Genomic DNA, 24,580 nt, shown 5'->3' on the forward strand with positions numbered 1-24,580 from the left:
GCGCAGCTTTTGCGACCCGACCCGGGGGTGTGCAGCTTTTGCGCGGCTCAGGGCATTGGCTCCGGTGTGGGACGGGTGGAGCGGGCGTTGCAATGACTCCGGGCATGACCGGTGGAGTGGACTGCCACGCCGGGTTGGGGAGCAGGCATGCGGCTCGCCGTTTTCGACACGCACCGGTATGACCGCGACGCCCTGGAGAAGGCCAATGCGCGCTTCGGTCACACGCTCACCTTCTTCGAGCCGCGCCTGACGTTGCAGACGGCGCCGCTGGCGGAGGGCTTTCCGGCGGTGTGCTCCTTCGTCAACGACAAGGTGGATGCCGCCACGCTGGAGGTGCTGGCCAAAGGCGGCGTGCGGCTCGTGGCCACGCGCTCGGCGGGCTACAACCACGTGGACCTGGAGGCCGCGCAGCGGCTGGACATCCGCGTGGCCCGCGTGCCCGAGTACTCGCCGCACGCAGTGGCCGAGCACGCGGTGACGCTGGTGCTCTCCCTCAACCGCCACATCGCCCGCGCCTTCTCGCGCGTGCGCGACTGGAACTTCTCGCTGGACGGGCTGGTGGGCTTCGACCTGGCCGGGAAGACGGTGGGCGTGGTGGGCACGGGCCGCATCGGCCGCGTGGCCGCCCGCATCTTCCGGGGCTTCGGCTGCCAGGTGCTCTGCTACGACGTGGCGCCGGACGCCGCCTTCGAGCGCGAGCTGGGCGTGCGCTACGTCCCGCTGGAGGAGCTCTTCTCCTCCTCGGACGTCATCTCCCTCCACGTTCCGCTCACGCCGGGCACGCGCCACATGGTGGACGCGGCGGCGCTGGCGCGGATGAAGAAGGGCGTGGTGCTCGTCAACACCGGCCGCGGCGCGCTCATCGACAGCCGGGCGCTGCTGGGCGCGCTGAAGTCCGGGCACCTGGGCGGCGCCGGGCTGGATGTCTACGAAGAGGAGGAGGGTATCTTCTTCCAGGACCTCTCCGGGCAGGTGCTCCAGGACGACGTGCTGGCGCGGCTGCTCACCTTCCCCAACGTCCTCGTGACCTCGCACCAGGCCTTTCTCACCCACGAGGCGCTCGGCAACATCGCCGAGACAACGTTGGCCAATGTCCGGAGCTTCGAGCATGGTGAGCCCATGCAGAATGAGGTGCGCGCCGAGCAGGTCCTGCGCGCGCCGACGGCCTCTCGGTAGTGCCGACACGCGAAGTACTGAAACCGCTGGTTCGAGCCCACGCTGAAAAGGGAACTTTATGTCCATCGTCTGCGCCACCGACTTCTCCGACACCGCCCGGCGCGCCTCCGACATCGCCGCGCAGCTCGCCCACAAGAAGGGGGAGCCGCTGTGGCTGGTCCACGTGCTGAACGCCAACTCCATGCGGGCCTTCGGGCAGGCCCTGCTGAGCGCCGCCGAGCAGGCGCTCAGTGACGAGGCGAAGCGCCTGGCGAAGTGGGGCGGGCAGGTGCGGCACTCGCTGCTCATGGGGGACCCGGCGGGGGCGGTGGACACCTTCGCTCGCGAGGAGGAGGCCACGCTGGTGATGACGGCCGCGCCGCCGCCCGAGGCGCGCTTCCTGGGCGTGGGCGGCACGGTGGACCGGCTGGTGCAGGCGCTGGAGGTGCCGCTGCTGGTGGTGCGCGAGCCGGCGGCGATGGAGGCGTGGGTGCGGGGGGAGCGGCCCCTCAAGGTCATGGTGGGCGTGGACCGCTCGCTGCCCTTCGAGACGGCGCGCGAGTGGGTGCATGGGCTGCTCAAGTACGGCCCGGTGGAGCTGGTGGGCGGGCGCGTGTACTGGCCCGACGAGGAGTACCAGCGCCTGGGGCTGGAGCGCCCGGTAGGGTTCGGCGAGGTGACGCCGGAGCTGCAGCACAGCCTGGAGAAGGAGACGGCGACGCTGATGGCGCCCCTGGCCGAGGGCGGCAAGCCGCCGCGCATCCGCCTGGAGGCGGGCGTGGGCCGCATCGCCGACCACCTGGTGGAGCTGGCCGAGCAGGAGCGAGCGGACCTGCTGGTGGTGGGCACGCACCAGCGGCGCGCCCTGGGCAAGCTGTGGAGCGTGTCGCACCACGTGCTGCGGCTGGCGCGCATCTCCGTGGTGTGCGTGCCCGCGCGGGCGGTGGGGGGCGCGGAGCTCCCGGTGCCGTCCTTCCGCGAGGTGCTGGTGGCCACCGACTTCTCCCCCACGGGCAACCGCGCGGTGTCGCACGCCTTCGGGATGACGCCCGAGGGCGGCACGGTGCACCTGGTCCACGTCACGGAGGGCGCGCGGACTCCGGAGCAGGACGCCGAGCTGCGGCGTCAGCTGATGGCGCTGGTGCCGAAGTCGGCGGAGGCCGCCGGCCGGCAGGTGCGCGTGGAGGTGCTGCACGGGAGCAAGGACGTGGTGACGACGCTGGTGCAGGCCTCCGAGCGGCTCGCGGTGGATGCCATCGTCATGGGCACGCACGGGCGCTCGGGGCTGAAGCTCGCGGTGCTCGGCTCGGTGACGCAGGCGCTGCTGCTGCGCACGGACCGGCCCGTGCTGGTGGTGCGTCCGCCCCAGGCCTGAGGAGGGCGCTCGGCCCGCACAGGCTCGGCCCGGAAGGGCCTGGCCTGGAGCGGCTCGGGGAGAATGCCACCGTGAGTGACACCCTCGTTGAATGGCTGGAGTCGGCGCAGTCATCAAAGACGCGCGCGAGAACCCATCCCCGCAACAGGAGCTTGGATGTCATCCACTACTGGGACGCGTCCACGTCCACGTACGCGCGCTTCGCCAGCACCGACACGAGCCTGCCTTCGGGCAGGACGTACGCGGAGAGCCGCCCGCCGTACACACAGCCCGAGTCCAGCCCCAGCGCATGCGGGTGCCGCTGAATGCCTCGCATGGCGTCATGGCCGAAGATGACCAGCTCCGGCCCCTTCCAGTGGCTGGCCCAGGGCTCGCCGCCGTCCACCCGCTTCGACGGCTTGCCGTCCGGGGCGATGCTGCGGAGGTTGAGCACCTCGTCCTCGCGCTGCTCCTCCAGCGGCACGCCCGGCACCAGCCCGCCGTGCACCGCCACCACGTTCAGGTCCGGGAAGCGCCGGTAGATGGGCTGCGCCTGCAGCCACGCCCAGTCCTCCGGAGACAGCGTGTCCAGCACGTGCTGGTGCTCGGGCTTCAGCTTCTTGCCCTTGGGCCCGCGGCCCGCGTACCAGCGCAGCACGTGCGCGTCATGGTTGCCCCGCACCGCGAGGAAGCCGCGCTCTCGCGCCCGGCGCACCACGCCGGCGGAGTCAGGCCCCTTCGCCACCAGGTCGCCCACCAGCACCACGCGGTCGGCCGGCTGCCAGCCGCACTCGGCCAGCAGCGCATCCAGCTCGTCCGCGCATCCGTGCACGTCCCCGATGAAGAGCGTTCGCATCCCGCTCCTCCTTTAATGCGCTTTGCCCGGCGGCGTTAGCCCCGAGGCGCTTCTTTCGTCGGCCGTCGTGCTTCCAACGGAAGCTAGCGAGTGCTTGCCGCCGGCACCGTGGCCGGCCGGGGCAGGCGGGCGTGCCAGGCGTCGAGCTCCGCGACGACCTTCTGGTACCGCTCGCCCATGCCCAGGAGCATCCGCCGGGCCTCCCTGGCCAGCTGCAGGGCGCGGGGGCGGTCCAGGTTCGCTTCCCACAGCGCCCGGGCGAGGAAGAAGCGCGAGTAGGCCCGCTCCGTCGCGGACTGCTTCGAGCCCGAGCGGTTCGCCACCGCCAGCTCTAGCAGCTCGGCGGCCTTGCGTGGGTGCCCCAGGTCCAGCCAGTTGCGGCCCAGGTCCACCCAGATGCCCGCCCGGTAGCCGTACGGGTCGTCCTGGCGCGACTCGAGGATGGCCTGTGCCTTCAGGAGATACGGGTGGGCCTCCTTGAAGCGCTTCATGTCCCGGTAGTTGTTGCCGCACGCCCGGTAGGCCCTGGCCACGAAGGGGTGCTGGGGCCCGAGCCGCTGCTCCAGGGGGGCAATGGTGGACATGTGGCGCGCCAGCGCTTCCTCGTGGCGTCCCAGCCGGGCCAGCAGGTTGGCCAGGTTGCTCAGGGTGATTTGCGTGCCGGCGCTCTCCAGGCCCTCCGACTGGATGGTGATGTCCAGCGCGCGCTCCTGGAGGCGCAGGGCCTCCTCGCCCTGACCCTGGCGCTCCACGACGGCGGCCAGCTGGTTGAGCGCGCGCGAGACGTCGGGGTGGTCGGTGCCGAGCGCGCGCTCGAACACCGCCAGCGCGGTGCGCGACAGCTCCTCCACCCGCGGCAGGTTGGCCTGCCGCCAGTAGCCGTGGGCCACGTCCAGCTGGGCGCGCGCCACGTCGGGGTGGTCCGGGCCCAGGGCCTGCCGCCGCGTCTCCAGCGCCCGCTCGAAGAGCTTCAGCGCATCGTCCACGCGATGCTGGGCAACCCGCGTGGAGCCCAGCCCCAGCCGGACGTCCGCGGCCTCCAGGCTGTCCGGGCCATACGTCTGCTCCAGCCGCGCGAGCGCCGCCTCCTGCTGCTCGGCGGCCTCCGTGTAGCGGCCCTGCGCGAAGAGGAGCGCGCCGGTGCGCACCTGGAGCTTCGCGCGCAGCGACGCGTCCCCGCCCAGCCGTTCGATGGCCGCCTCGGCGCGCTCCCTCCAGCGCCACGCGAGGCTGTACTGCTCCAGCAGCTCTCCCGACGTGTGCACCAGCGCGGTCCACGCGCGCGCGGCCGCCATGTCGTTGCGGCCGGCCTCCGCGGCCCACACCGCCTCGAAGAGCGTGGCCTCGCTCCCGCGCAGGTCGCCCAGCTCCTCGCGCAGCTCGCCCAGCAGCAGCAGCACGCTCGCGGCGCCGAAGCGGTCTCCCGAGGCCTTCACCGTCTTCGCCACCGGCTCCAGCAGGGCCACCGCCTCCGCGTACTTGCCAGCGGCCTTCAGCGCGCGGGCCCGCACCAGCGACTGGCGCAGCGCGTCCGACTGCGTGCGCGCGTCGGCGTCCACGGGCACCGGCTCGCGCGCGGCCAGGGCGGCCAGGTCCGAGCAGTGCTGCAAGGGGGGCAGGGCCTCCGCGGCGCGCGCGGCCAGCTCCACCGTGCCGGCGTCCGCACGGGCGAAGAGCTGGGTGAGGGCGGCAACCTCGGCGAGCCGTCCGTCGAGGCAGTGCATGCGCCGGGCGAGCACCTCCTCGGGCTGCTCGCGGCGCACGCGCGTGGCCTCGCAGGCGGTGGTGCGCGTCGTCACCCACTCGGCGGTGTACACGTCCAGCGTGCGCCGCACGCGCTGCCACGCCGCGGACGCGAAGGGCTTGCCGGTGGCGAGGAAGGCGGACTGGATGGCCCCCTGCTGGGTGGGCCCCCACACCGTGGCGAGCGCCTCCTGGGCACCCGCGCAGACCTGCTCGCGCCGCGAGCCCACCGCGTGGGTGATGCCCACCGCCGCCACGAGCAGCGCCGCGCTGCCCGCCACCTGGAGCGTGCGCTTCCTGCGCGCCGCCGGGTCCTGCTGGAGCGCGGAGAGCAAAGCGTCCATGGAGCCATGCCGGTCCATGGGGCTGACGGACAGGCCGCGCACCACCACGCGCCGCAGCCACGGCGGCACCGGCGAGTTGCGCGGCGCGGGCCGCACCTTCCCGTTGCGCACCTCCAGCAGCAGCTCGCGCACCGTGGAGGCGGCGAAGGGGCGCTCGCCGTGGAGCGCCTCGTATAGCGCCACGCAGAAGGAGAACTGGTCGCTGCGCTCGTCGGGGTGAGAGTCCGGGTCCAACTGCTCCGGAGACATGTAAGCCGGCGTGCCGCCCGCCACGGGCGTGCTCGGCGTCTCGTCGCCTGGCGGGTTGGCGCTGCGGGCGAGGCCGAAGTCGGTGACGCGCACGCGGCCGTCGCGGCCCACCAGGAGGTTCTCCGGCTTGAAGTCGCCGTGCACCACGCCCGCCGCGTGCGCCGCCGCCAGGCCCCGGCCCGCGTCCAGGAAGAGGCCCAGCACCTGCCGCCACGGGCGCGGCGCGGCCTTCAGCCACTGGCGCAGCGTCTGCGCCTCCACCAGCTCCATGGCCAGGAAGACGTTCTGCCCGAAGGTGCCCACGTCGTAGATGGGCACCACGTGCGGGTGCGAGACGCGGGCCATGGCCTGGGCCTCGCGCAGCAGGTGGGCGCGGCCCTCCTCCGCGTCCAGGCCCAGCACGCCCACGCGTAGCAGCTTGAGGGCCACGCGCCGGTCCAGCTCCGGGTCATACGCGCTGTAGACGACGCCCATGCCGCCGGCGCCCAGCCGCTCCAGCACGAGGTAGCGGCCCACCGCGGTGCCCTTCTCCAGGGGCCGCTCCTCCGCGCCCGCGGGGCGGGGCGGGGTCAGCGCGGTGGCCTCACCGGGCGGGCCCTCGTCGGGCGACTGTGCGCGCAGGGCCTCCGCCACCATCCGCCGGCAGGCGGGGCACGCGTCCAGGTGCGCGTCCACCTTCGCGGCGCGCGTGTGCGGCAGCGTGCCCAGCAGCAGCTCCATGAAGGTGCTCTCGTCGAGGCAGGCCACGGCGGACGGCTTTCGTCAGTCCAGCCGCGAGCGCAGCAGGCGGCTGAGGCTCACGTCGAGCTGGCTGGAGATGAGGCGCAGCACGCTGTCGAGCTGCGAGCGGGTGAGGCGCAGCCGCTCGGTGAGCAGCTTGCGCGTCTCCTGGAGCAGCGCCTCCTGCGCGCCCACCACCCAGCGCGCCGCGGTGGAGCGGTGCACGCCGTACAGCGCGCCGAGCTGGTCGATGCTCAGCCCGTCCAGGTACTTCAGCCGCAGGAAGTTGCGCTGGCGTGGCTCCAGCGCCGCGAGCGCCGAGGAGAACGACGCGTTGAACTCCGCGCGGTACGTCGTCTTGAGGTAGGCGAGCTCCGGGTCGTCCCCGGGCGCCACCAGCATGGACAAGTCCCCATCCTCCGCCTGCGTCTGCCCGCTGCGCTGGCGCTGCCAGTCGAGCGCGAGCCACAGCGCCGCCGCGCGCACCCAGCCGCTCAGCGGGCCCGTGCCCGGGTAGGCGGCCAGCCGGGCCGGTGCATCCGCGCTGCCCACCAGCATGCGCTGGCGCAGCAGCTGGCGGACCTCGTCCAGGCCCGTGGCCGGCAGCTTCAGCCGCGCCACGGCGGCGTCGACTTCCGGGAGGAAGCGGGCCTCGAAGGCCTTGAGCGCGGAGGGCAGGCCGTCCGCCGCCGCGCGGGCGAGGTACACGTCCGCGAGGTTCAGCTTCTCCACATCGTCGTTGGAGGCGTCCTCGCCGGGGAGCAGCCGCGCCAGGTGGCCGACGAAGCGCGGGCCCTCCAGCTCCACCCCGGGCCATGCCGAGCGCGCTGACGCCAGCCCGCGCGCGAGCCGCTCCTGGAGGCCGGGCAGGGACTCCGGCGTGGCGGTGGCGCCGCGTGCCGCAACGAAGGCCTGGGCGAGGGAAACGTCCGGTGTGGACACGCCCGGCAGGATACCACCCCCTCCTGGAATCCGGTTTCAACCGTTTCGCCGTGGTGGCTTCGTCGCTCTCCTACCTGCCGTGGGAGGAAGGAGGCATGTGGGGCACGGGCGCAGTGGGGCCCACCGGCTCCCGTCCGCCTGCTCCGCGCGCGGGCGCGTGTGTCCCGGGGGCCGCACGGCCCGTGGCCCGCGCATTGCTGGTATGGGACGAACTGGAGGTGGCTTTGGAGTCAATCGGTGGTGGGCCTGGAGACGCGGTGCATGCCTCGTGGCTGGAGCTGAGCGCTTCGGCCCTGCGGCACAACGTGGAGGTGTTCCGGGCGCTGGAGGGGCGGGCCGGGCCGGCGCGCATGCTGGGCGCGGTGCTGAAGGGCAATGCCTACGGGCACGGGCTGGCGCAGGTGCTGCCGCTGGTGCACGGGCAGGTGGACGTCCTCTACTTCATCGCGCCGCAGGACGCGCTGAAGGTGCGAGAGCACGAGCGGGCGCACGGGCTGCCACCCCGGCAGGTGCTGGTGCTGGGCGCGGTGGCGCCTTCCGAGGCGGTGGTGCTGGCGCGCGAGGGCGTGGAGGCGGTGGTGGCGGACCGTGGCTGGGCGGACGCGGTGGCGGTGCTGCGCGCGGCGAAGCTGGAGCGGCCGCTGCGGGTGCACGTCCACATCGACACGGGGCTGGGGCGCGAGGGCTTCACGCTGGAGGGGCTGCCGGGCGAGTCGCGCTTCCTGGTGGAGGCGCGCGACGTGCTGGAGGTGGTGGGCGTGCTGAGCCACTTCGCCAACACGGAGGACGTGACGGAGCAGGAGTACGCGCTGGCGCAGGTGGACGCGTTCGAGAAGGGGCTGGCGTTCCTCACGTCGCAGCTGGAGCCGCCGAAGCCGCTGCAGCGGCACATCGCCGCGAGCGCCGCGACGCTGGTGCTGCCGAGGGCGCGGTACGAGGCGCTGCGGGTGGGGATTTCGATGTACGGGCTGTGGCCGTCGCCGGAGACGCGGCTGTCGGCGCGGCTGGTGCTGGGCGAGGTGCCGGTGCTGAAGCCGGTGCTGTCGTGGCGGTGCCGCAGCCAGGTGGTGAAGTGGCTGCCCGCGGGCAGCTACGTGGGCTACGGCTGCACGTACCGGTGCCCGGAGCCCACGCGGATTGCCGTGCTGCCGGTGGGCTACTACGACGGCTACCCGAGGCTGGCGTCAGGCAAGGCGCACGTGCTGGTGAACGGGCGGCGCTGCCCGGTGCTGGGCCGGGTGATGATGAACCACCTCATCGTGGACGTGACGCGGGCCACCGCGGACGAGCGCCCGGTGACGGCGACGCTGCTCGGGAGGGACGGCCAGGAGTCCGTCTCCGCCGAGGCGCTCTCCGGGTGGGCGCAGACGATTCACTACGAGTTCGTCACCCGACTGGGCGCGCACCTGAAGCGGGTGGTGGTGGAGTAGGGCGGGGAGGACGTCCGAGGGGATTTTCGGGGATGCTGAGCCTCGGGCTGGCGGGGGTGCCGGCCGGGAGGGCCCATGCGACTTCGTTCCGTGCTGGCCGTGCTGCTTGGGTGGTGGGTGCTGGGCGCGGGCTGCGCCATGGGGATGGCCGGAGCGATTCCGCCTGCGGCCTTCCAGTTCCATAGGGTCGTTCCGCAAGAAGGTCCCGAAGGGGGTGGGTGGAAGGTTGCGCAGACCAGCATCACCCTGACGCGAGTCTCCCAGACCCAGCCAGTCCAGGCCCAGTGTGACGTCGAAGTGGGACTGCCCATGTCCACCCGGCTGGGAGCCATTCCGGATTTGATGGCTCAGGAACAGACAGCACTGGCAGCAGACCAGGCCGCGCGCTTCGCACTGGGCAAGAGGCCGGCGACGAGCGCGGAGCTCTGTGGCCTGTTCGTCGAGGAGATGAGGCGCCTGCTGACAGCCCAGCTTCCGGGGGTTCGGGTGCGTCGTTTCGTCGAGACTGGGATTCCTCGAACGAAGTTCGTCCCGGAGTAGAGCGAGAGGCGCAGGCACTGCACCTCATTCAGCGGATGCCTACCTTTGTGCGGTCCGAGAGCCATATCCATGAGCCAGCCACTCACAACTGAAGCGCTCCTCCGACTGGTCTACCGGTACTTCCCTGCCGGTGCCCACGTGTACGAGGAGCGATACGAGTCCTCGGATGAGTTCAAACGGCTCGACGCGCTCCGTCGTGCTGCCGTGGAAGACCAGAGTGCCTGGACGGCGTTCCTGAAGCGCATCCGTGAGGAGCTGCCCGGGACCCTGGTCTGGGACTACCCCAACATCCGTTACGACCCGGCCTACTCCATACGAGTGCTGCTGCCTGGCTATCCAATAGGTGCGCCGGAGCACAAGGAGGTGGTGCTGATGGTGAGCATCCTCGCGCCTGTACACCTTCTCTACGCCACCCACAGCAAGCGCTTGCACCAGCACCAGGCGGAGAGCATCTCCTACCAGCCACCGCTCCCTCCGGAGTTCCAGCCGTTCGCGGAGAAGGTGGAGGCCCTGGCCATCGAGGCCTTCGGCACCACCCGGCTTGCCCAGGACGTGCTCGCTACACCGGTGCCGAATCTCTACGTAGGCAACACCGGCTTCGGCAAGGTGACGCTCGCGGACTGCCTCTTCGGCGACTACCGCTGGTAGCCGGCCCTCAGCCCTTCGTCTCGGGCTCCAGCGCCGCGATTCGCGCGCCCGCTTCGGGCTGCACCTTCCACCGGCGGTGCAGCCACATCCACTGGTCCGGGTACTTGCGGATGCAGCGCTCCAGCGCGGCCGTCACCCGGGCCGTGTGCTCGGTAATCGGGTCCTCCGCCTCGCCCGGCGCGGGCGGGAGGATGGGGCCCTCCACCTCCAGCCGCAGCCGCGCGCCCCCGCGCCCGTTGCGCACGCCCATCACCATGAACACCGGCGCGCCCGTGCGCTTCGCCGCCACCGCCAGGGCCGGCGTCGTGGACGCCAGCCTCCCGAAGAACGGCACGAACACCGCCGCCTTCGCCGGCAGCGCCTGGTCCAGCAGGATGAACGGGGACTCGCCCCGGTTCACCGCGGCGATGATTTCCTGGATGGCCCCGCGCGGGTAGATGAGCCCCGCGCCCACGCGCACCCGGTTCTCCGCGATGCGCGTGTTCAGCGCGCCCTTCAGCGGCCGCACCAGCGCGTCCAGCGGCACACCCAGGCGGATGAGCATGTCCCCGAGCAGCTCCCAGTTGCCGAAGTGCGCCGTCACCATCAGCACACCCTTGCCCGTGGCCACGTGCGCCTTCAGCGCCTCCCACGCCTCGCTGCCCACCACGCCCTGGTCCGCCCAGTCCGGCGGCAGCCGCTCGCCCGAGGGCAGCGACTCCACCACCACGCGCGACATGTTGATGTACGCGCCGCGCGCAATCTCCCGCCGCTCGGCCTCGCTCTTCTCCGGCATCGCCAGGGCCAGGTTCTCCATGGCCACGCGGCGGCGGATGCCCAGCGTGTAGGCCAGGTTGCCCACGAAGCGGGCCAGCGCGTCACGCGACTCCGGCGACAGCCACGTGAGGAATGCCCAGACGAACCGCGTCAAGAACGCCACCACCCGGCCCGGCGGCGTACCGACGATGCGCAGGAGGTGCTCGGCGGAATGTTTCGGCTTCACGGTCTCTGGGACTACGGGTGCGGGAGCGTTCACGGACACGGCGGCACTCCACCCCGAAGTGGCCCTGGCGGCAAGGCCACACACGCGCGCTCCGCGCTACCCTGCCTGCCCGGCATGGGCCACACTGCGCGCCATCATGCCCAACCTGCTCCGTCCGGCGGCCCTGGCCGTCGTCACACTCCTCAGCGCGTGCGGTGCCCGGCAGAACGCTTCCACCGAGCCACCCGCCGCCTCCGCGCCGTCCACCTCGCAGCCCGCCGCGTCCGAGGCCTCCGCGCCCACGCCGCCCGAGCTGCGCCTCCCCACCGACGTGCGCCCCTCCGGCTATGTGGTGGAGCTCACCCTGGACCCCAAGGTCACCGCCTTCCAGGGTGTGGCGGACATCAACCTGGACGTGTCCAAGCCCACCTCCGTCGTGTGGATGCACGGCAAGCAGCTCACCATCAAGGAGGCCACCGTCACGCAGGCGGGCGCCACCGTCGCCGCGCGGCCGGTGCAGGGCGGCAAGGACTTCCTCGGCTTCGCGCTGGAGCAGCCGCTCGCGCCCGGCACCGCGAAGCTGCACATCGTCTACGAGGGCGTCGCCTCCGAGAAGGAGACGGACGGCGCCTTCCGCGTGAACGAGGGCGGTGACTGGTACATCTACACCCAGTTCGAGCCCATCGACGCGCGCCGCGTCTTCCCGTCCTTCGACGAGCCGGCCTTCAAGGTGCCCTGGCAGCTCACCTTCCACGTGCCCGCCGGCAACGTCGCCGTCACCAACACGCCGCAGGTGTCCGAGGAGGCCCGCCCGGACGGCGGCCGCACCTTCCGCTTCGCGCGCACCCAGCCGCTGCCCAGCTACCTCATCGCCTTCGGCGTGGGCCCCTTCGACTTCCTGCCGGCCGCGGATTCCGGCCAGAAGAAGGTGAAGACGCGCATCATCACCCCGCGTGGCCGGGCCGCGGAGGGCGCCTACGCCGCGCAGGTGACGCCGGAAATCCTCGCCGCGCTGGAGGAGTACTTCGGCATTCCGTACGCCTACGAGAAGCTGGACGTCATCGCCGTGCCGCTGCTCGGCGGCGCCATGGAGCACCCGGGCCTGGTGACGTTCAACTCGCGCCTCATCCTGTCCAAGCCGGAGGAGGACACGCTGGGTCGCCAGCGCGGCTTCTCCGAGACGCAGGTGCACGAGCTGGCGCACCAGTGGTTCGGCAACCTGGTCACCATGAACTGGTGGGACGACCTGTGGCTCAACGAGGCCTTCGCCACGTGGATGACGCCGCGAATCGTGGAGTCGTGGCGGCCCAGGTGGGACGCGCCGGTGGAGCGCGTGCTCGAGCGCAGCGGCGCGCTGGACGCCGACAGCCTCCTGTCCGCGCGGAAGATTCGCCAGCCCATCGACAGCGCCAATGACATCCACAACGCCTTCGACGGGATTACCTACGGCAAGGGCGCCGCGGTGCTCACCATGACGGAGGAGTGGCTGGGCCGCGAGGTGTTCCGCAAGGGCATCCAGCGCTACATGCGCAAGCACGCCAACGGCAACGCCACCGCGAAGGACTTCCTGGACGCGCTGTCCGCCGAGGCGGGCAAGGACGTGACGGGCGTCATGGGGACGTTTTTGGACCAGGGCGGCGCGCCGCTCGTCACCGCGTCGCTGGAGTGCGGCGCCCAGGGCGCGAAGGTGGTGCTCACCCAACAGCGCTACCTGCGGCTGGGCTCGAAGGCGCCGGGCCCGCAGTCCTGGCGGGTGCCGGTGTGCGTGGACTACGCGGCCGGCAACAAGGAGGCGCGCACCTGCACGCTGATGGAGGGCGAGCGCGCGGAGCTGGCGCTGGCGGACGCGAAGGGGTGCCCGGCCTGGGTGTTCCCCAACGCGGAGGGCGCCGGGTACTACCGCATGCAGCTGGCGGGCGAGGCGGCGACGAAGCTGGCGAAGTCCGGCCTGGACAAGCTGTCGCGCGCCGAGCGTGTGGCCTTCCTGGGCGACGTGAGGGCGCTGGCCATGGCGGGCGCGCTGCCCGCGGCGGAGGCGCTGGCGCTGGCGGCCCGCACGGCCAACGACAAGGACCGCATCGTCACCGAGGCCTCGCTGGACCTGCTCGATTTGGCCAGCCCGCGGATGATTGCGGAGGAGACGCGCGAGGCGCGGGCGCGCTTCGTGCGCGACACGTATGGCCCGCGCGCGCGGCAGCTCGGCTTCACCCCGCGCCCGGGCGAGGACGAGGACACGCGCCTGCTCCGCCCGCGCCTGGTGCGGCTGGCGGGCCGTGACGGCGCGGACCCGAAGCTCGTCGCCGAGGCGCGCGCGCTCGCGGACAAGTGGCTGAAGGACAAGCGCGCGGTGGCCCCGGAGATGGTGGACGTGGTGTTCGCCATCGCCGGCACGCAGGCGGACGCGGCCTTCCAGCAGAAGCTCATCACCGCCGCGGTGGAGGAGAAGGACCGCAAGACGCGCCAGCACCTGCTCGGCGCCCTGGGCAGCATCACCGACCCGGCGCTGGCGAAGCAGAGCCTGGGGCTCATCCTCGACAAGCGCGTGGACCCGCGCGAGACGATGTGGCTGCTGTTCGCCGCCTCGCAGAACGCGCGCACGCAGCCGGTGGCCTTCGACTTCGTGAAGGAGAACTACGACCGGATTGCCGGCGACTCGCCCGAGGCGCGCCTGCCGCTGGAAGTCGCCGGACGGATGGCCTTCGTCGCCGGCGGCTTCTGTGACGCGCAGAAGCGCCAGCAGGCCGCCGACTTCTTCACCGAGCGCAACGCGCGCGTCCCCGGCGGGCCCCGCATGCTGGCGCAGGTGCTGGAGAACGTGGACCAGTGCGCCTCGCTGAAGGCCGCGCAGGGAAGCAGCGTGGAGTCCTTCCTCTCGCAGCGCGCCGCCCCGCGCCCGCCGCAGGCGCCGACCACGCGCTGACGTCCGGCGCGGCGTGAAGGAAGAAGGGCCCGGTGCCTGTCTGGCGCCGGGCCCTTTGTCTTGCCCGCATATAAAGGATGCGGGCTGGTGGCGTCGTACCCGGACCTACTTCTTGCTACCCCGGGACATGAAGGCCATGAAGGCCTCCTGGGCCTCGGTGGACTGGAGGCGCTGGACGAACTCGGCGCCCTCGCGGGCCATGGTGGCGTGGACCTCGGCGCGGAGCGGCTCGCGGATGAGGCGCTTCGTCACCCGCACGGCCTCGGCGGGGCGCGAGGCCAGGGCGGTGGCGCGCTCGGTGGCCACCTCCAGCAGCTTCGCCTCCGGCACCACCTTGTTGATGATGCCCGCGCGGTGCGCGGTGGCCGCGTCGAAGGGCTCGCCGAACAGCAGCAGCTCGCTGGCCAGCGCCATGCCCGCCATGCGTGGCAGCAGCAGGCTGCTGGCGCCTTCCGCACACAGGCCCAGCTGGACGAAGGGCATGTTGAAGCGCGCGCGCTCGCTGGCCACGACGTAGTCACAGTGCAGCAACATCGTCGTGCCAATGCCCACCGCGGGCCCGTCCACCGCGGCCAGCACCGGCTTGGGCGCGTCCACCAGGGCCCTCAGGAAGCCGAACACCGCGCTGTCCTCTCCGGAGGGCGGGTGCTCCATGAAGTCGCCAATGTCATTGCCCGCGGTGAAGACGCCTCCCGCGCCGGTGAGCAGCACCACGCGCACGTCGGCGTTTCCTTCTGCCTGACGCAGTGCGTGGGTGGCCGCCTGGTACATGGCATGCGTGAAGGCGTTCTTCTTCTCGGGCCGGTTGAAGGTGAGCGTGAGGACGCCGGACTCCAGCTTCGTCAGCAACGTGTCGGACATGACCCGGTAGCCTAGTCCCGGCGGAACAGGGGGGGAATGGCAACTTCCTCGGCTGCCGGACGACAATCCTCGGGAAGACGAACTTTTCGAGGAACCTCCATGAGCGTCCGCAGCGCTACCGCCACCGCCCCCTCCCTCCGCACGTCGACGGCCGCTGCTACGCCGCGCTTCGACGGCAGCACGCCTGCTCCCGGGACGGTGGTCACCAACGCCGCCCAGGTGACGAACCCGCCGCTCAAGGGTGACCCGAAGAACCGGAACGCGGACACGTACAACCAGGTCATCAACCAGTTCGCCGTGGGGGCGAACAAGCGCTACACGCCGCGCGACTCCAGCGGCGACGGCGTGAAGGACACCTTCTGCAACATCTTCCTGTGGGACGTGACGCGCGCGATGGGCGCGGAGATTCCCCACTGGGTGGATGCGAAGGGCAACGCCGTGGCCCCGGGCAAGGGCCGGGAGATGAACGCCAACTCCACCGTGGACTGGATGCACAAGCACGGGGAGAGCAAGGGCTGGCGCAAGGTGTCCGCGGAGGAGGCGCAGAAGATGGCCAACGCGGGCCACCCCAGCGTCGCGCTGTGGAAGAACCCGAGCGGCATCGGCCACGTGGGCGTGGTGCGCCCCGGCGAGGTGACGTCGCAGGGCCCGTCCATGGCGCAGGCCGGCGGCTCCAACTTCAACAACAAGCACGTGAAGGATGGCTTCGGCAGCCGCCCGGTGGAGTACTGGGTGAACGACAGCGGCACGGCCACCGGCAAGCCGCCGCCCACCACGACGCCTCCGCCCACCACGACGCCTCCGACGGGCGGTAGCGCGAGCGTGCCGAAGACGGACATGAAGCGCGGGATGGAGGGCCCGGAGGTCCTCAAGCTGCAGAAGGCGCTCATCCAGGCGGGCTACATGACGCAGGCCCAGGTGAACACGGGCCCGGGCAAGTTCGGCCCGCTGACGGAGAAGGCGGTGGCGCGGTTCCAGAAGGACCACGACATCAGCCCCAACTCCGGCATCTTCGGCCCGAGGACGCGCGCGGCGCTGACCGAGGCGCTCAAGGGCAAGGGCACGGACAAGCCCAGCGGCCCGGGTCCCGTGACGGGCCCCACGGCGCCCACGGGCACGGACGCGGCGAAGGCGGCCAAGATTGACCAGATTCTGAAGGGGACGGGCCTGGCGGGTCAGGGCGCGCACATCGTGGCGATGTCCAAGAAGTACAACGTCCCGGCGGAGCTGGCGCTGGCGATGTTCCGCAAGGAAGCGTCGTTCATGACGGCGGGCTCGGCGGTGAAGAACAACAACCCGGGCAACCTGCGCTTCGCGGAGTGGGAGAAGCAGTTCGGCGGCCAGCCCAACGGCAACTTCGCGAAGTTCCCCGACGTGAAGAGCGGCGTGGAGGCCTACTTCCGGCTGCTGGGCGGCCCGGCGTACCGCGACTTCATCGACCGGGGCGACTACAAGGGCCTCATCAACAAGTACGCGCCGCCGGTGGAGAACGACAGCGGCCTGTACCACAAGCAGGTCCTGCAGTGGATGAACGAGTACAAGGCGAAGATCAGCTGAGCCAAGGACAGGCTCGGCGGTAGCTCGAGGGGCGGAAGGGCGCTGGCGTGCCTTCCGCCCTTCGTGCGTTTCAGGGGCCTGGTCGTGGCGGTGCTCCGCCATCGAACTGGGAGGAGGGGGCCGGGCTTGTCGGCCCCGCGTCAGGCGACGCAGCCGTCATGGAGGGCAGTGCGTCGCCCTGCGCTGGAGGCACTCCGGGCTCCGCGGAGACTCCTCCATCCTCCTCCTCCTCGTCTGGGCTGACGGGAAGGAAGGGGCCTTCGGGCTGTCCATCCACGATGCGCCGGAGGATGCGGCCGTCCACGCTGATTGCGTACCTGGCGCCTGAGTGCAGGGCACGAGCCGTGCGGCCACATGCGGCAGGGTCTTCATCAATCCGGATGAAGATGACCGCCGCCTGGCGGATGACGCGGTAGCGCTGTGACTCCTGCTTGTCCCAGCAGGACGGAGGCGTTGCGTCCGGCGGAAGGAAGTCGTTGGCGGCGAGGGAGAGGGCCCGCAGCGTGGCCCCGTCCAGCTCGAAGGTGCCCCCGTCGTGCGAGCCGACCGCCACCGCGTCCTGCCCGAAGAAGTGAGGGAAGACGATGGTGAGGTCCTCTTCGCGCACGACCGGGCGTGGGCTCCGCACGCAACTGGAGAGCGGGAGGGCGAGCAGGAGAAGGGGGATGGTCTTTTTCATGGTGCGCTCTCAGGAACGGAAGTCCTGCGACGGTCTCCCTACTTCCTGTCGATGCGGTAGCTCGTCTCACTGGTCCAGGTCACCGTGGCCGTCTGCCTCCGCAGCCAACTGCCCGGATGGGGGGTCGTCCATTTGAGGACGTGCCCTGTCTTTGGGATGTACTGGAAGAACCCACCGCACGAAGGCCTCTCGACGTCGTCGGAGCCGGAGAAGAACGCGACGATGGAGAGCGGAACGCTCCCTGTCCTCGTTTCGAACTCGAGCCCGTGAATGGCCGCCATCGAGACGATGTAGCGGATGTCGTTGTCGGAGAGGGTGTCCTCGAACGGATGATTGTGAAGGACGAAGAGGTAGCCGAGGCCATCTGGCGGGTATCGCCGGTCCTCCACGACGGGAGGAAGCGCGCAGCTTCTCTTGCGCGCATCATCCTGGACGACGTTCGTCGCCAGCATGCTCATCTCGTAGCGGTGGTCTGGGGTGTAATACAGCCAGGCGCAATACTCCTTTGAGTGCTGCCAGCGCAGCAGGAAGTCCTGAGCGCTCGGGCGTCCCGCCGTGGCGTGTGGCTTCTCGAGAATCAATGGGCAGGCCGCCATGAGCGCATCCGAGAACGAACTGAAGGGGCCGAAATCTGGCATCGGCCCAGGAATGCTCGTCAGCCGCTCACCCGGACGCGGTTGGACGACACCTGGAATGGCACGAGGCGGTGCGCATCCAGGGCCCAGGACCAGCCAGGCCAGGAGGCACCTCCACGAGGCCTTCCCTCTCGTTGATGGCATCGGACAATGCCCCGGGCCTCACGGCCGCAGCGCACGCGCCACGATGGGCGCGAGCGTCACCACCTGGTGCGGGAAGGGCAGCCCGCTCGGCGGCTCCACGCTGTCGGTGCTCACCAGCCGCGTCAGGGGCAGCGTGCGCAGCCGCTCCACGGCGGGGCCCACCAGCAGCGCGTGCGTCGTCACCACGGTGAAGTCCTCCAGGCACCCCGCCTCGCGCAGCGTGCCCGCCGCCGCCGCCAGCGTGCCGCCCGTGGACACCATGTCGTCCACCAGGATGGGGCTGCGCCCGCGCACCTCGCCCATGAGGCCGCTGGCGTGCACCTCGTCACCGCTCAGCCGCACCTTGTGAATCACCGCCCACGGCCGGCCCAGCAGCCGCGCCAGCGCCTCCGCGCGCTTCACCGCGCCCAGGTCCGGCGCCACCACCACCGACTTCTCCGTCAGGTTCGGCCGCAGCGCCTCCGCCAGCAGCGGCAGCGCCGTCAGGTGCTCCAGCGGCGCGCCGAAGCAGCCCTCCAGCGCGGGGCTGTGCAGGTCCACCACCAGCACCCGTGAGAAGCGCCCCTGCGACAGCAGGTCCGCCACCAGCCGTCCACCCAGGGCCTCGCCCGGCCGGGCGCGCCGGTCCTGCCGCGCGTAGCCCAGGTACGGCACCACCGCCTCCAGCCGGGCGGCCCCCGCTCGCCAGCACGCATCCGCCATGAGCAGCAACTCCAGCAGGTGCTCGCCGGCGGGCGGTGTCGTGGTCTGTACGAGCACCACCGTGCGGCCCCGCACTGACTCGGGAATCTGCACGTGCATCTCCCCGTCCGGGAAGCGCTCGAAGTGGCAGTCGGTAATGGTGACGCCCAGGGCTTGGGCGAGTGCGCGGCCCAGGTGCGGGCTGGCGGTGCCAGTCAGGAGGACGGGGTCCATACCCGCAACCCTAGCGCGCCTTGCGGCCCGGAGGAGGGGGGCCCGCCGCTTCGCCCGGAGGCTCGCCAGCGGCCGGGCCTCTGCCCGAGCCTCCACCGCCAGCCGGGCCCACCTGCTTCACCTTGGGAGGTGGAGGACGGACTCATGCGGTTTCGGGACCGAGCGGATGCGGGGCGCCGGCTGGCGACGCGACTGTTGCCCTACCGGGGCGAGCACGTGTGCGTGCTGGGCCTGGCGCGCGGAGGCATGCGTGTGGCGTACGAGGTGGCACGCGCCCTGGAAGCCCCCCTGGACGTGTGGGTGTCGCGGCGGCTGGGCATTCCCGGCCGGATGACGGTGCTCGGCGCCGTGTCCGAGGGCGGCGGGCTGTACCTGGACCGCGACGCGCTGAGGCTGGCGCCCATTCCCGAGGTGGAGATTCTCTCCATGGCGCGGGAGCTGGCCTTCGAGGTCGACGACGAGGTGCGCCGGCTGCGGGTGGGCGCCGCGCCGGACGTGGTGGGCCGCGTGGTGCTGCTGGTGGACGATGGGCTGGTGTCGGGCGCCTCCGCCGTCGCCGCGCTCCAGGCCCTGCGCGGCCAGCGGCCGGCCCGGCTCATCCTGGCCGCGCCCGTGGCCACGCCTCACGCGCTGGACCTGGTGCGCGGCGAGGCGGACGCGGTGCACTGCCTGGAGACGGTGCCGGCCCTGGGCGCGGTGTCCGAGGTGTACGACGAGTGCCGGCCGCTGCCGGACGCGGACGTGCGGCAGCTCGTGGCGCGCTCGCGGGAGCCGGGGCCGCCACGCGACGTGCTGGAGGCGACGGACCTGGGAGGCTTCTGGATGTGAGACGAGGAGGCATGGCCACATGAAACACGGGAGGAGCACGGACCCGGACGTACGCGAGGTGACGGTGGAGGCGGGGGGCGTGCGGCTGGGGGGCAGCCTGGGGATGCCACCGGGAGCGCGAGGCCTGGTCATCTTCGCGCATGGCAGTGGCAGCAGCCGCTTCAGCCCCCGCAACCGCGCCGTGGCGCGCGCGCTGCGAGAGGCGGGGCTGGCCACGCTGCTGTTCGACCTGCTGAACGAGGCCGAGGAGGCAAGGGACATCGCCAGCGGCGAGCTGCGCTTCGACATCCCCTTCCTCGCGCGGAGGCTGGCGGCGGTGACGGAGTGGGCGCGCGCCCAGCCGGAGCTGATGCCGCTGCGCTTCGGCTACTTCGGCTCCAGCACGGGCGCGGCGGCGGCGCTGGTGGCGGCGGCGCTGCACCCGGACCTCATCCGCGCGGTGGTGTCGCGCGGCGGGCGGCCGGACCTGGCGGGGCCGGTGCTGCATCGGGTGCAGGCGCCCACGCTGCTGCTCGTCGGCGGGCAGGACTTCGGGGTGCTGGAGCTGAACGAGGAGGCCCTGGCGCGACTGGAGGGCCTCAAGGACATCCGCATCATCCGGGGGGCCACGCACCTCTTCGAGGAGCCCGGCGCGCTGGAGGAGGTGTCGCGCCTGGCGGCGGAGTGGTTCGAGCGCTACCTCGGCACGGCGGAAGCGGAGGCGCGCGCATGAGCATGGACACGCAGGGCGGCATGCAAGGAGGAGCGATGGACGTCGGACTCGCGCCCGGGGCGGCGGCGCCCCGCTGGGAGCACCTCACCCGGGGAACCGAGCGGGTGGTGCGCGGCAATGGCCGCTCGCCGGAGGAGGCCTTCGAGCAGGCCGCGGTGGCGCTGTGCGCGCTGGTGGCGGACCCGGCGGCGGTGGAGGTGCGCGAGGAGATACCCGTGGAGTGCGACGCGCCGGACCGCGAGCGGCTGCTGGCGGACTGGCTGCGCGCCGTCATCCAGCTGATGGCCGCCCGGGACTTGCGCTTCCGCTGCTTCGCGGTGCGCCTGGACGGCCGGCACCTGTTCGGCCTCGCCTTCGGTGAGCACGTGGACCGCGCGCGCCACCCCGACGCCGTGGACGTGCGCGGCGTCACGCTGGTGGGCCCCTCCGTGCGGCGCACGGCGGATGGGCGGTGGACGGCCGAGTGCGAGGTGGAGGTCTGAGCGGCGAAACTCCGCGCGCCCGAGGCCCGAGTCGTGAGAGGAGACGCGCATGGGAACGCGGGCAGTGGAGCTGCGAGGCGCGGGCGGCACGCCGGTGACGGCCACGCTGGAGCTGCCCCCAGGCCGGCCCGCCGCCAGCGCGGTGCTGGTGTCGTGCTTCGCGTGCCTGGGCGCCTCGGCCGGGACGGCCCGGCTGTGCCATGCGCTGGTGTCGCGGGGCTTCGCCGTGCTGCGGCTGGACTTCACCGCGGCGCCCAACGCCGACGGGACGGAGGGACGGCTGGACACGGTGCCCTCCGTGGACGCGGTGGTGGAAGCGGCGGCCTGGCTGCGCGAGCGCTACCCGCCCGCCCGCCTGCTGGTGGGCCACAGCCTGGGGGGCACGGCCGCCGCCGCCGCGCTGCCCCGGCTGCCGGAGGTCGCGGCGCTGGCGCTGGTGAACACCCCCGCCGGCCCGGAGCCGCTGCTGGAGCGGCTGGAGCCCGCCGCGCGCGAGGCGAAGCAGGGGGAGGTGGTGCTGGGGCCGGGACGGCTGCGCCTCACGCGCGGCTTCCTCCAGGACATCGACGCGGCGAACGTGGCGCGGGCGCTGGGCGGCTTCCCGGGCTCCGTGCTGGCGCTGCACGCGCCGGAGGACCGGTACGTGGGGCTGGAGCACGCGCGGCGCCTCCTGTCGGCCGCGCGGAGGCCCGCCAGCCTGTTGATGCTCGAGGGCGCGGACCACTTCCTCTCGCGCGAGGCGGACGCGGTCTTCGCGGCGGACCTGCTGGGCCCGTGGGCCGCGCGGTGGGTGACACCGGTGCGCGAGCGCGAGACCCCGCTGCCCCCGGGCGTGGTGGAGGTCCACGAGGCGGGCGAGGGCCGCTTCGCCCAGGACATCCGCGTGGGCACGCACCGGCTGCGCTCGGACGAGCCGCTGCGGGTGGGCGGTGACGACACGGGCCCCACGCCCTACGGGCTGCTGCTGGCCGCACTGGGCGCGTGTACGGCCATGACGCTGCGCATGTATGCGGCGCAGAAGGGCTGGCCCCTGGAGCACGTCCACGTCCAGCTGAGCCACGACAAGGTCCACGCGAAGGACTGCGCGGAGTGCGAGACGAAGGAGGGGAGGGTGGACCAGCTGAAGCGCTCGGTGAAGGTGTCCGGGCCGCTGACGCAGGAGCAGCGGGCGAAGCTGCTGGTCATGGCGGACCGGTGCCCGGTGCACCGGACGCTGGAATCGGAAGTGGACGTCAGGACGGTGTTGGAGGATTGAGCGTCCCCGCCGCGGCCCCGGGGCTGGTAGGGTCCGCACCCCTCTTCATTTGGACACCCTTCATGATTTCGCGTGAGCAGCGCTTCGTCTGGCTGGACCTGGAGATGACCGGATTGGACCCCGAGTCGTGCGCCATCATCGAGATTGGCGTCGTCATCACCGGGCCGGACCTGCGGCCCATCGCGGAGATGGAGCGCGTCATCTGGCAGCCGGAGGAGGTCCTCCAGCGCATGGAGCCTGTCGTGAAGGACATGCACACGCGCAACGGGCTGCTGGACAAGGTGCGCGCCTCCACCACGTCCCTGCGCGTGGCGGAGCGTGACGTGACGGCGCTGGTGTCCGAGCACTGCGCGCTGGGCGAGGGCGTGCTCGCCGGCAACTCCATCCACACGGACCGGCGCTTCCTCTTCCGCTACATGCCCATGCTGGAGCGCTTCCTCCACTACCGCATGGTGGACGTGACGAGCCTCAAGGTGCTGGTGCGCGCCTGGTACCCGAACCTCGTGGAGCCCCGCAAGCCGCCCGCCGGGCACACCGCGCTGGCGGACGTGCGCGCCAGCCTCGCCGAGCTCCAGTACTACCGGGACATCCTCTTCCGCGCGACGCCGGGCTGAAGCGGCCCGGCGCGCGGCGCCTCAGTGGGCGCCGTTCGCTCCCCCCGAGCCCGGCGGCTTGCCGCCGAGCAGCTCGGAGATGGTGTCCAGCAGCACGTCCAGCTCGAACGGCTTGGCGAGGAAGCGCGCGCTGGAGCGGCGCTCCTCGTCGGAGATGCGGCCGGCGCTCATCACCACCACGGGGATTTCGCGCAGGCTGGCGTCGTCGCGCATGCGGCGCAGCATCTCCCGGCCGTCCATGACGGGCATCATCAGGTCCAGCAGCACCAGGTCCGGCCGTGAGGCCGCCATGCGCTGCAGGCCCTCCGAGCCGTTGAAGGCGGTGACGATGTCGTAGCCCTCCACGGACAGGATGTCCTGGAGCGCCTCGACGATGGCCAGCTCGTCGTCCACGATGAGGAGCCGCTTCATGCGCTACCCCTCTTCTTCTTGGGCGGCCGCTTGCGACCGCCAGCTTGCTTCTTCCGGGGCTTCTTCGCCGCCCCCGGTGTCACGGGCCGCGCCTGGCCGGTGAGGATGGCCTCGGCGCTCTCGAAGGTCTCCGCCACGTCGATGCCTTCAGCGGTGATGGAGAACAGGCGCAGGGCCGGGTCGTTGTCGCTCTCGCGCATCTTCAGCACGGACAGCATGCGGTACAGCTGCGAGCGCAGCTCCACGAAGCGCAACAGGAGGATGTTGTCGATGATGGCCTCCACCCGCTCCAGCGGCGCGTTGAGCTCCGGGCCGAAGAGGGTGTTGGTCTGCTGCGTGGCCAGGGTGGTGACGCCCAGCGCGCGCAGCTCGTTGGTCATCGCGGTGAGGAAGCGCGGGGTGCGGTGGGGGTCCGTGGACTCCTGGATGAAGGGCTCCAGGCCATCCAGCACCAGCCGCTGGATTTTGTGCTTCTTCACCAGGTCGAACAGCTCCTGCACCAGCGCGTCCGGCAGCGACTCCACCGCCACGCGGGACTCCAGGTGCAGCGTGCCTGCCTTCACATGCTTGCGCAGGTCCAGGCTCACCAGCTCCGCCTTGTTGAGGATGCGGGCTGGCGACTCCACGAAGCCGAAGTACAGGCCCGGCTCTCCCCGGCGCGCGCCCTCCGCCAGGAAGTGCAGGCACATCAGCGTCTTGCCGCTGCCGGGCGAGCCGAAGACGAGCGTGGACGAGTAGCGCACCAGGCCGCCATGGAGCATCTCGTCCAGGCGGGGGATGCCGAAGGACTGCCGCTGCGAGAGCTCCGGCACCCGGTCCGTCTGTCCCGAGTACAGGGCCTCCACGCGCGGGTAGATGAGGAGCCCGTTGTCGGTGATGTCGAAGCTGTGCCGGCCGACCATCTGCGAGCCACCCCGGAACTTCGACACCTCCAGGCTGCGCACGGACTTCACGCCGAGCGGCTCCATGGCGAGCTGGACGACGCCATCCACCATGGCGAACTGCGGGTCCGCCGGGTCGCTGCGCTGGCCGGTGAGCAGCAGGGTGGTGCAGCCGGCGAGCGCGTTGTGGACGCACAGGCCGTGGAGGAACTCGCGGTAGGCCAGGCGCGACTCGGCGCGCTCCTCCACCGCGGCCAGGCCGTCCAGCACCAGCGCGGTGGCGCCGTGCTCTCGCACCGAGCGGAAGATGAGCTTGCTCAGGCCGGCCAGGCCCTCGGCCTTCAGGGGGGCGTAGCCGCTCTCGTAGTGGAGCGTGCGGCCAATCACGTCGCCGCGGAAGAAGCGCATGTCCTGCAGGTGCAGCACCATGCGCGAGTGCGACTCGGCGAGCACGGTGAGGTAGATGGCCTTTTCACCCCGGGCCACGGTGGTGAAGCAGAACTGGTTGCCCAGGATGGTCTTCCCCGTCCCTGGGAGCCCAGTGATGATGTAGGTGCCGCCCCGAAGCCAGCCCCCGCGCAGCAGGGTATCCAGCCCTGGCACGCCAGTGGCAACCCGCGGGGTGGCTTCTCCCGGCAGGTCAGAGGTGTCCGTCACACGTGCTCCTTCCGCCCTCGGGAGCGAAGGTAGGACACCGCCGGACGCGAACCACTGAATTGAAGTCGGTGTGTTCGGAATCCTGCG

22 protein-coding genes are annotated in these 24,580 nt (G+C 71.8%); 12 read left to right on the forward strand and 10 right to left on the reverse strand.

What is annotated here, in order from left to right; genetic code table 11:
- Positions 1 to 147: 147 nt before the first annotated feature.
- Both LXT23_RS41940 and LXT23_RS41945 read left to right on the forward strand, forming a co-directional pair.
- Complete coding sequence (locus LXT23_RS41940) at positions 148 to 1,176, forward strand: 2-hydroxyacid dehydrogenase (RefSeq protein WP_253986100.1); 1,029 nt, start codon at positions 148 to 150, stop codon at positions 1,174 to 1,176.
- Between the two features lie 58 nt (positions 1,177 to 1,234).
- Entirely contained in the window at positions 1,235 to 2,530 is a 1,296-nt protein-coding gene (locus LXT23_RS41945; RefSeq protein WP_253986101.1) for a universal stress protein, read from the forward strand.
- Positions 2,531 to 2,696: 166 nt separating this feature from the next.
- On the opposite strand, the gene LXT23_RS41950 is transcribed toward LXT23_RS41945, so the two are convergent.
- The 3 genes from LXT23_RS41950 to LXT23_RS41960 all read right to left on the reverse strand — a co-directional run bounded on the left by LXT23_RS41950 (position 2,697) and on the right by LXT23_RS41960 (position 7,363).
- Complete coding sequence (locus LXT23_RS41950) at positions 2,697 to 3,365, reverse strand: metallophosphoesterase family protein (protein WP_253986102.1); 669 nt, start codon at positions 3,363 to 3,365, stop codon at positions 2,697 to 2,699.
- A gap of 83 nt (positions 3,366 to 3,448) precedes the next feature.
- Positions 3,449 to 6,448, reverse strand: coding sequence for a tetratricopeptide repeat protein (locus LXT23_RS41955; RefSeq protein ID WP_253986103.1), 3,000 nt, complete (start codon positions 6,446 to 6,448; stop codon positions 3,449 to 3,451).
- A gap of 15 nt (positions 6,449 to 6,463) precedes the next feature.
- Positions 6,464 to 7,363, reverse strand: a complete 900-nt coding sequence (locus LXT23_RS41960; protein ID WP_253986104.1) for a sigma-70 family RNA polymerase sigma factor — start codon at positions 7,361 to 7,363, stop codon at positions 6,464 to 6,466.
- Positions 7,364 to 7,575: 212 nt separating this feature from the next.
- Here LXT23_RS41960 and alr point away from each other — a divergent pair, with 212 nt between their 5' ends.
- From alr to LXT23_RS41975, 3 genes are all read left to right on the forward strand, one after another.
- Positions 7,576 to 8,793 (forward strand): alanine racemase, encoded by a 1,218-nt coding sequence (gene alr / locus LXT23_RS41965; protein ID WP_253986183.1) that lies wholly within the window; start codon positions 7,576 to 7,578, stop codon positions 8,791 to 8,793.
- Positions 8,794 to 8,868: 75 nt separating this feature from the next.
- Positions 8,869 to 9,333, forward strand: coding sequence for a hypothetical protein (locus LXT23_RS41970; RefSeq protein WP_253986105.1), 465 nt, complete (start codon positions 8,869 to 8,871; stop codon positions 9,331 to 9,333).
- A gap of 69 nt (positions 9,334 to 9,402) precedes the next feature.
- Entirely contained in the window at positions 9,403 to 9,981 is a 579-nt protein-coding gene (locus tag LXT23_RS41975; RefSeq protein WP_253986106.1) for a hypothetical protein, read from the forward strand.
- A gap of 7 nt (positions 9,982 to 9,988) precedes the next feature.
- Here LXT23_RS41975 and LXT23_RS41980 read toward each other — a convergent pair whose 3' ends face one another.
- A complete protein-coding gene (locus tag LXT23_RS41980; RefSeq protein ID WP_253986107.1) occupies positions 9,989 to 10,963 on the reverse strand; it encodes a lysophospholipid acyltransferase family protein in 975 nt (324 codons plus the stop codon).
- A gap of 136 nt (positions 10,964 to 11,099) precedes the next feature.
- Here LXT23_RS41980 and LXT23_RS41985 point away from each other — a divergent pair, with 136 nt between their 5' ends.
- Positions 11,100 to 13,862, forward strand: a complete 2,763-nt coding sequence (locus tag LXT23_RS41985; protein WP_253986108.1) for a M1 family metallopeptidase — start codon at positions 11,100 to 11,102, stop codon at positions 13,860 to 13,862.
- Between the two features lie 105 nt (positions 13,863 to 13,967).
- Here LXT23_RS41985 and LXT23_RS41990 read toward each other — a convergent pair whose 3' ends face one another.
- Positions 13,968 to 14,723: an enoyl-CoA hydratase gene (locus LXT23_RS41990; protein ID WP_253986109.1), complete on the reverse strand. Its 756-nt coding sequence runs from the start codon at positions 14,721 to 14,723 to the stop codon at positions 13,968 to 13,970.
- Positions 14,724 to 14,822: 99 nt separating this feature from the next.
- Between LXT23_RS41990 and LXT23_RS41995 the strand changes: the two genes are divergently transcribed.
- Positions 14,823 to 16,280 (forward strand): peptidoglycan-binding protein, encoded by a 1,458-nt coding sequence (locus LXT23_RS41995; protein WP_253986110.1) that lies wholly within the window; start codon positions 14,823 to 14,825, stop codon positions 16,278 to 16,280.
- Positions 16,281 to 16,350: 70 nt separating this feature from the next.
- Here the strand turns inward: LXT23_RS41995 and LXT23_RS42000 are convergent, their stop codons facing one another.
- From LXT23_RS42000 to LXT23_RS42010, 3 genes are all read right to left on the reverse strand, one after another.
- Positions 16,351 to 16,959, reverse strand: a complete 609-nt coding sequence (locus LXT23_RS42000; RefSeq protein ID WP_253986111.1) for a hypothetical protein — start codon at positions 16,957 to 16,959, stop codon at positions 16,351 to 16,353.
- Between the two features lie 38 nt (positions 16,960 to 16,997).
- Positions 16,998 to 17,540: a hypothetical protein gene (locus LXT23_RS42005; protein WP_253986112.1), complete on the reverse strand. Its 543-nt coding sequence runs from the start codon at positions 17,538 to 17,540 to the stop codon at positions 16,998 to 17,000.
- A 216-nt stretch (positions 17,541 to 17,756) separates the two neighbouring features.
- Positions 17,757 to 18,653, reverse strand: a complete 897-nt coding sequence (locus LXT23_RS42010; protein ID WP_253986113.1) for a ribose-phosphate diphosphokinase — start codon at positions 18,651 to 18,653, stop codon at positions 17,757 to 17,759.
- Between the two features lie 144 nt (positions 18,654 to 18,797).
- Between LXT23_RS42010 and LXT23_RS42015 the strand changes: the two genes are divergently transcribed.
- The 5 genes from LXT23_RS42015 to orn all read left to right on the forward strand — a co-directional run bounded on the left by LXT23_RS42015 (position 18,798) and on the right by orn (position 22,544).
- Positions 18,798 to 19,481, forward strand: coding sequence for a phosphoribosyltransferase (locus tag LXT23_RS42015; protein ID WP_253986114.1), 684 nt, complete (start codon positions 18,798 to 18,800; stop codon positions 19,479 to 19,481).
- A gap of 19 nt (positions 19,482 to 19,500) precedes the next feature.
- Positions 19,501 to 20,193 (forward strand): dienelactone hydrolase family protein, encoded by a 693-nt coding sequence (locus LXT23_RS42020; protein WP_253986115.1) that lies wholly within the window; start codon positions 19,501 to 19,503, stop codon positions 20,191 to 20,193.
- A 35-nt stretch (positions 20,194 to 20,228) separates the two neighbouring features.
- Positions 20,229 to 20,675 carry an archease gene (locus LXT23_RS42025; protein WP_253986116.1) on the forward strand — a complete coding sequence of 149 codons (447 nt, stop codon included), beginning with the start codon at positions 20,229 to 20,231 and terminating at the stop codon, positions 20,673 to 20,675.
- A gap of 49 nt (positions 20,676 to 20,724) precedes the next feature.
- On the forward strand, positions 20,725 to 21,930 hold the full coding sequence (locus LXT23_RS42030; RefSeq protein ID WP_253986117.1) for an alpha/beta fold hydrolase: 1,206 nt from the start codon (positions 20,725 to 20,727) through the stop codon (positions 21,928 to 21,930).
- Between the two features lie 62 nt (positions 21,931 to 21,992).
- On the forward strand, positions 21,993 to 22,544 hold the full coding sequence (orn, locus tag LXT23_RS42035; protein WP_253986118.1) for an oligoribonuclease: 552 nt from the start codon (positions 21,993 to 21,995) through the stop codon (positions 22,542 to 22,544).
- A 21-nt stretch (positions 22,545 to 22,565) separates the two neighbouring features.
- On the opposite strand, the gene LXT23_RS42040 is transcribed toward orn, so the two are convergent.
- Both LXT23_RS42040 and LXT23_RS42045 read right to left on the reverse strand, forming a co-directional pair.
- Entirely contained in the window at positions 22,566 to 22,955 is a 390-nt protein-coding gene (locus tag LXT23_RS42040; protein WP_253986119.1) for a response regulator, read from the reverse strand.
- The gene (locus tag LXT23_RS42045) at positions 22,952 to 24,493 is read right to left on the reverse strand and encodes an ATPase domain-containing protein (RefSeq protein WP_253986120.1); all 1,542 of its coding nucleotides are present in this window, start codon (positions 24,491 to 24,493) and stop codon (positions 22,952 to 22,954) included. The genes LXT23_RS42040 and LXT23_RS42045 overlap by 4 nt, the downstream gene beginning before the upstream one ends.
- Positions 24,494 to 24,580: the final 87 nt, after the last annotated feature.

It is taken from the genome of Pyxidicoccus xibeiensis, assembly GCF_024198175.1.
In the GTDB taxonomy this organism is placed as follows: Bacteria; Myxococcota; Myxococcia; order Myxococcales; family Myxococcaceae; genus Myxococcus; species Myxococcus xibeiensis.

Coding starts and splice junctions, on each gene's coding strand:
- LXT23_RS42030 (WP_253986117.1), top strand. CDS start 20,725: ATGGGAACGCGGGCAGTGGAGCTGCGAGGCGCGGGCGGCACGCCGGTG.
- LXT23_RS41945 (WP_253986101.1), top strand. CDS start 1,235: ATGTCCATCGTCTGCGCCACCGACTTCTCCGACACCGCCCGGCGCGCC.
- LXT23_RS41995 (WP_253986110.1), top strand. CDS start 14,823: ATGAGCGTCCGCAGCGCTACCGCCACCGCCCCCTCCCTCCGCACGTCG.
- LXT23_RS41990 (WP_253986109.1), bottom strand. CDS start 14,723: ATGTCCGACACGTTGCTGACGAAGCTGGAGTCCGGCGTCCTCACGCTC.
- LXT23_RS42040 (WP_253986119.1), bottom strand. CDS start 22,955: ATGAAGCGGCTCCTCATCGTGGACGACGAGCTGGCCATCGTCGAGGCG.
- LXT23_RS41985 (WP_253986108.1), top strand. CDS start 11,100: ATGCCCAACCTGCTCCGTCCGGCGGCCCTGGCCGTCGTCACACTCCTC.
- orn (WP_253986118.1), top strand. CDS start 21,993: ATGATTTCGCGTGAGCAGCGCTTCGTCTGGCTGGACCTGGAGATGACC.
- LXT23_RS42025 (WP_253986116.1), top strand. CDS start 20,229: ATGGACGTCGGACTCGCGCCCGGGGCGGCGGCGCCCCGCTGGGAGCAC.
- LXT23_RS42000 (WP_253986111.1), bottom strand. CDS start 16,959: ATGAAAAAGACCATCCCCCTTCTCCTGCTCGCCCTCCCGCTCTCCAGT.
- LXT23_RS41940 (WP_253986100.1), top strand. CDS start 148: ATGCGGCTCGCCGTTTTCGACACGCACCGGTATGACCGCGACGCCCTG.
- LXT23_RS41950 (WP_253986102.1), bottom strand. CDS start 3,365: ATGCGAACGCTCTTCATCGGGGACGTGCACGGATGCGCGGACGAGCTG.
- LXT23_RS41975 (WP_253986106.1), top strand. CDS start 9,403: ATGAGCCAGCCACTCACAACTGAAGCGCTCCTCCGACTGGTCTACCGG.
- LXT23_RS41970 (WP_253986105.1), top strand. CDS start 8,869: ATGCGACTTCGTTCCGTGCTGGCCGTGCTGCTTGGGTGGTGGGTGCTG.
- LXT23_RS42020 (WP_253986115.1), top strand. CDS start 19,501: ATGAAACACGGGAGGAGCACGGACCCGGACGTACGCGAGGTGACGGTG.
- LXT23_RS42010 (WP_253986113.1), bottom strand. CDS start 18,653: ATGGACCCCGTCCTCCTGACTGGCACCGCCAGCCCGCACCTGGGCCGC.
- LXT23_RS42015 (WP_253986114.1), top strand. CDS start 18,798: ATGCGGTTTCGGGACCGAGCGGATGCGGGGCGCCGGCTGGCGACGCGA.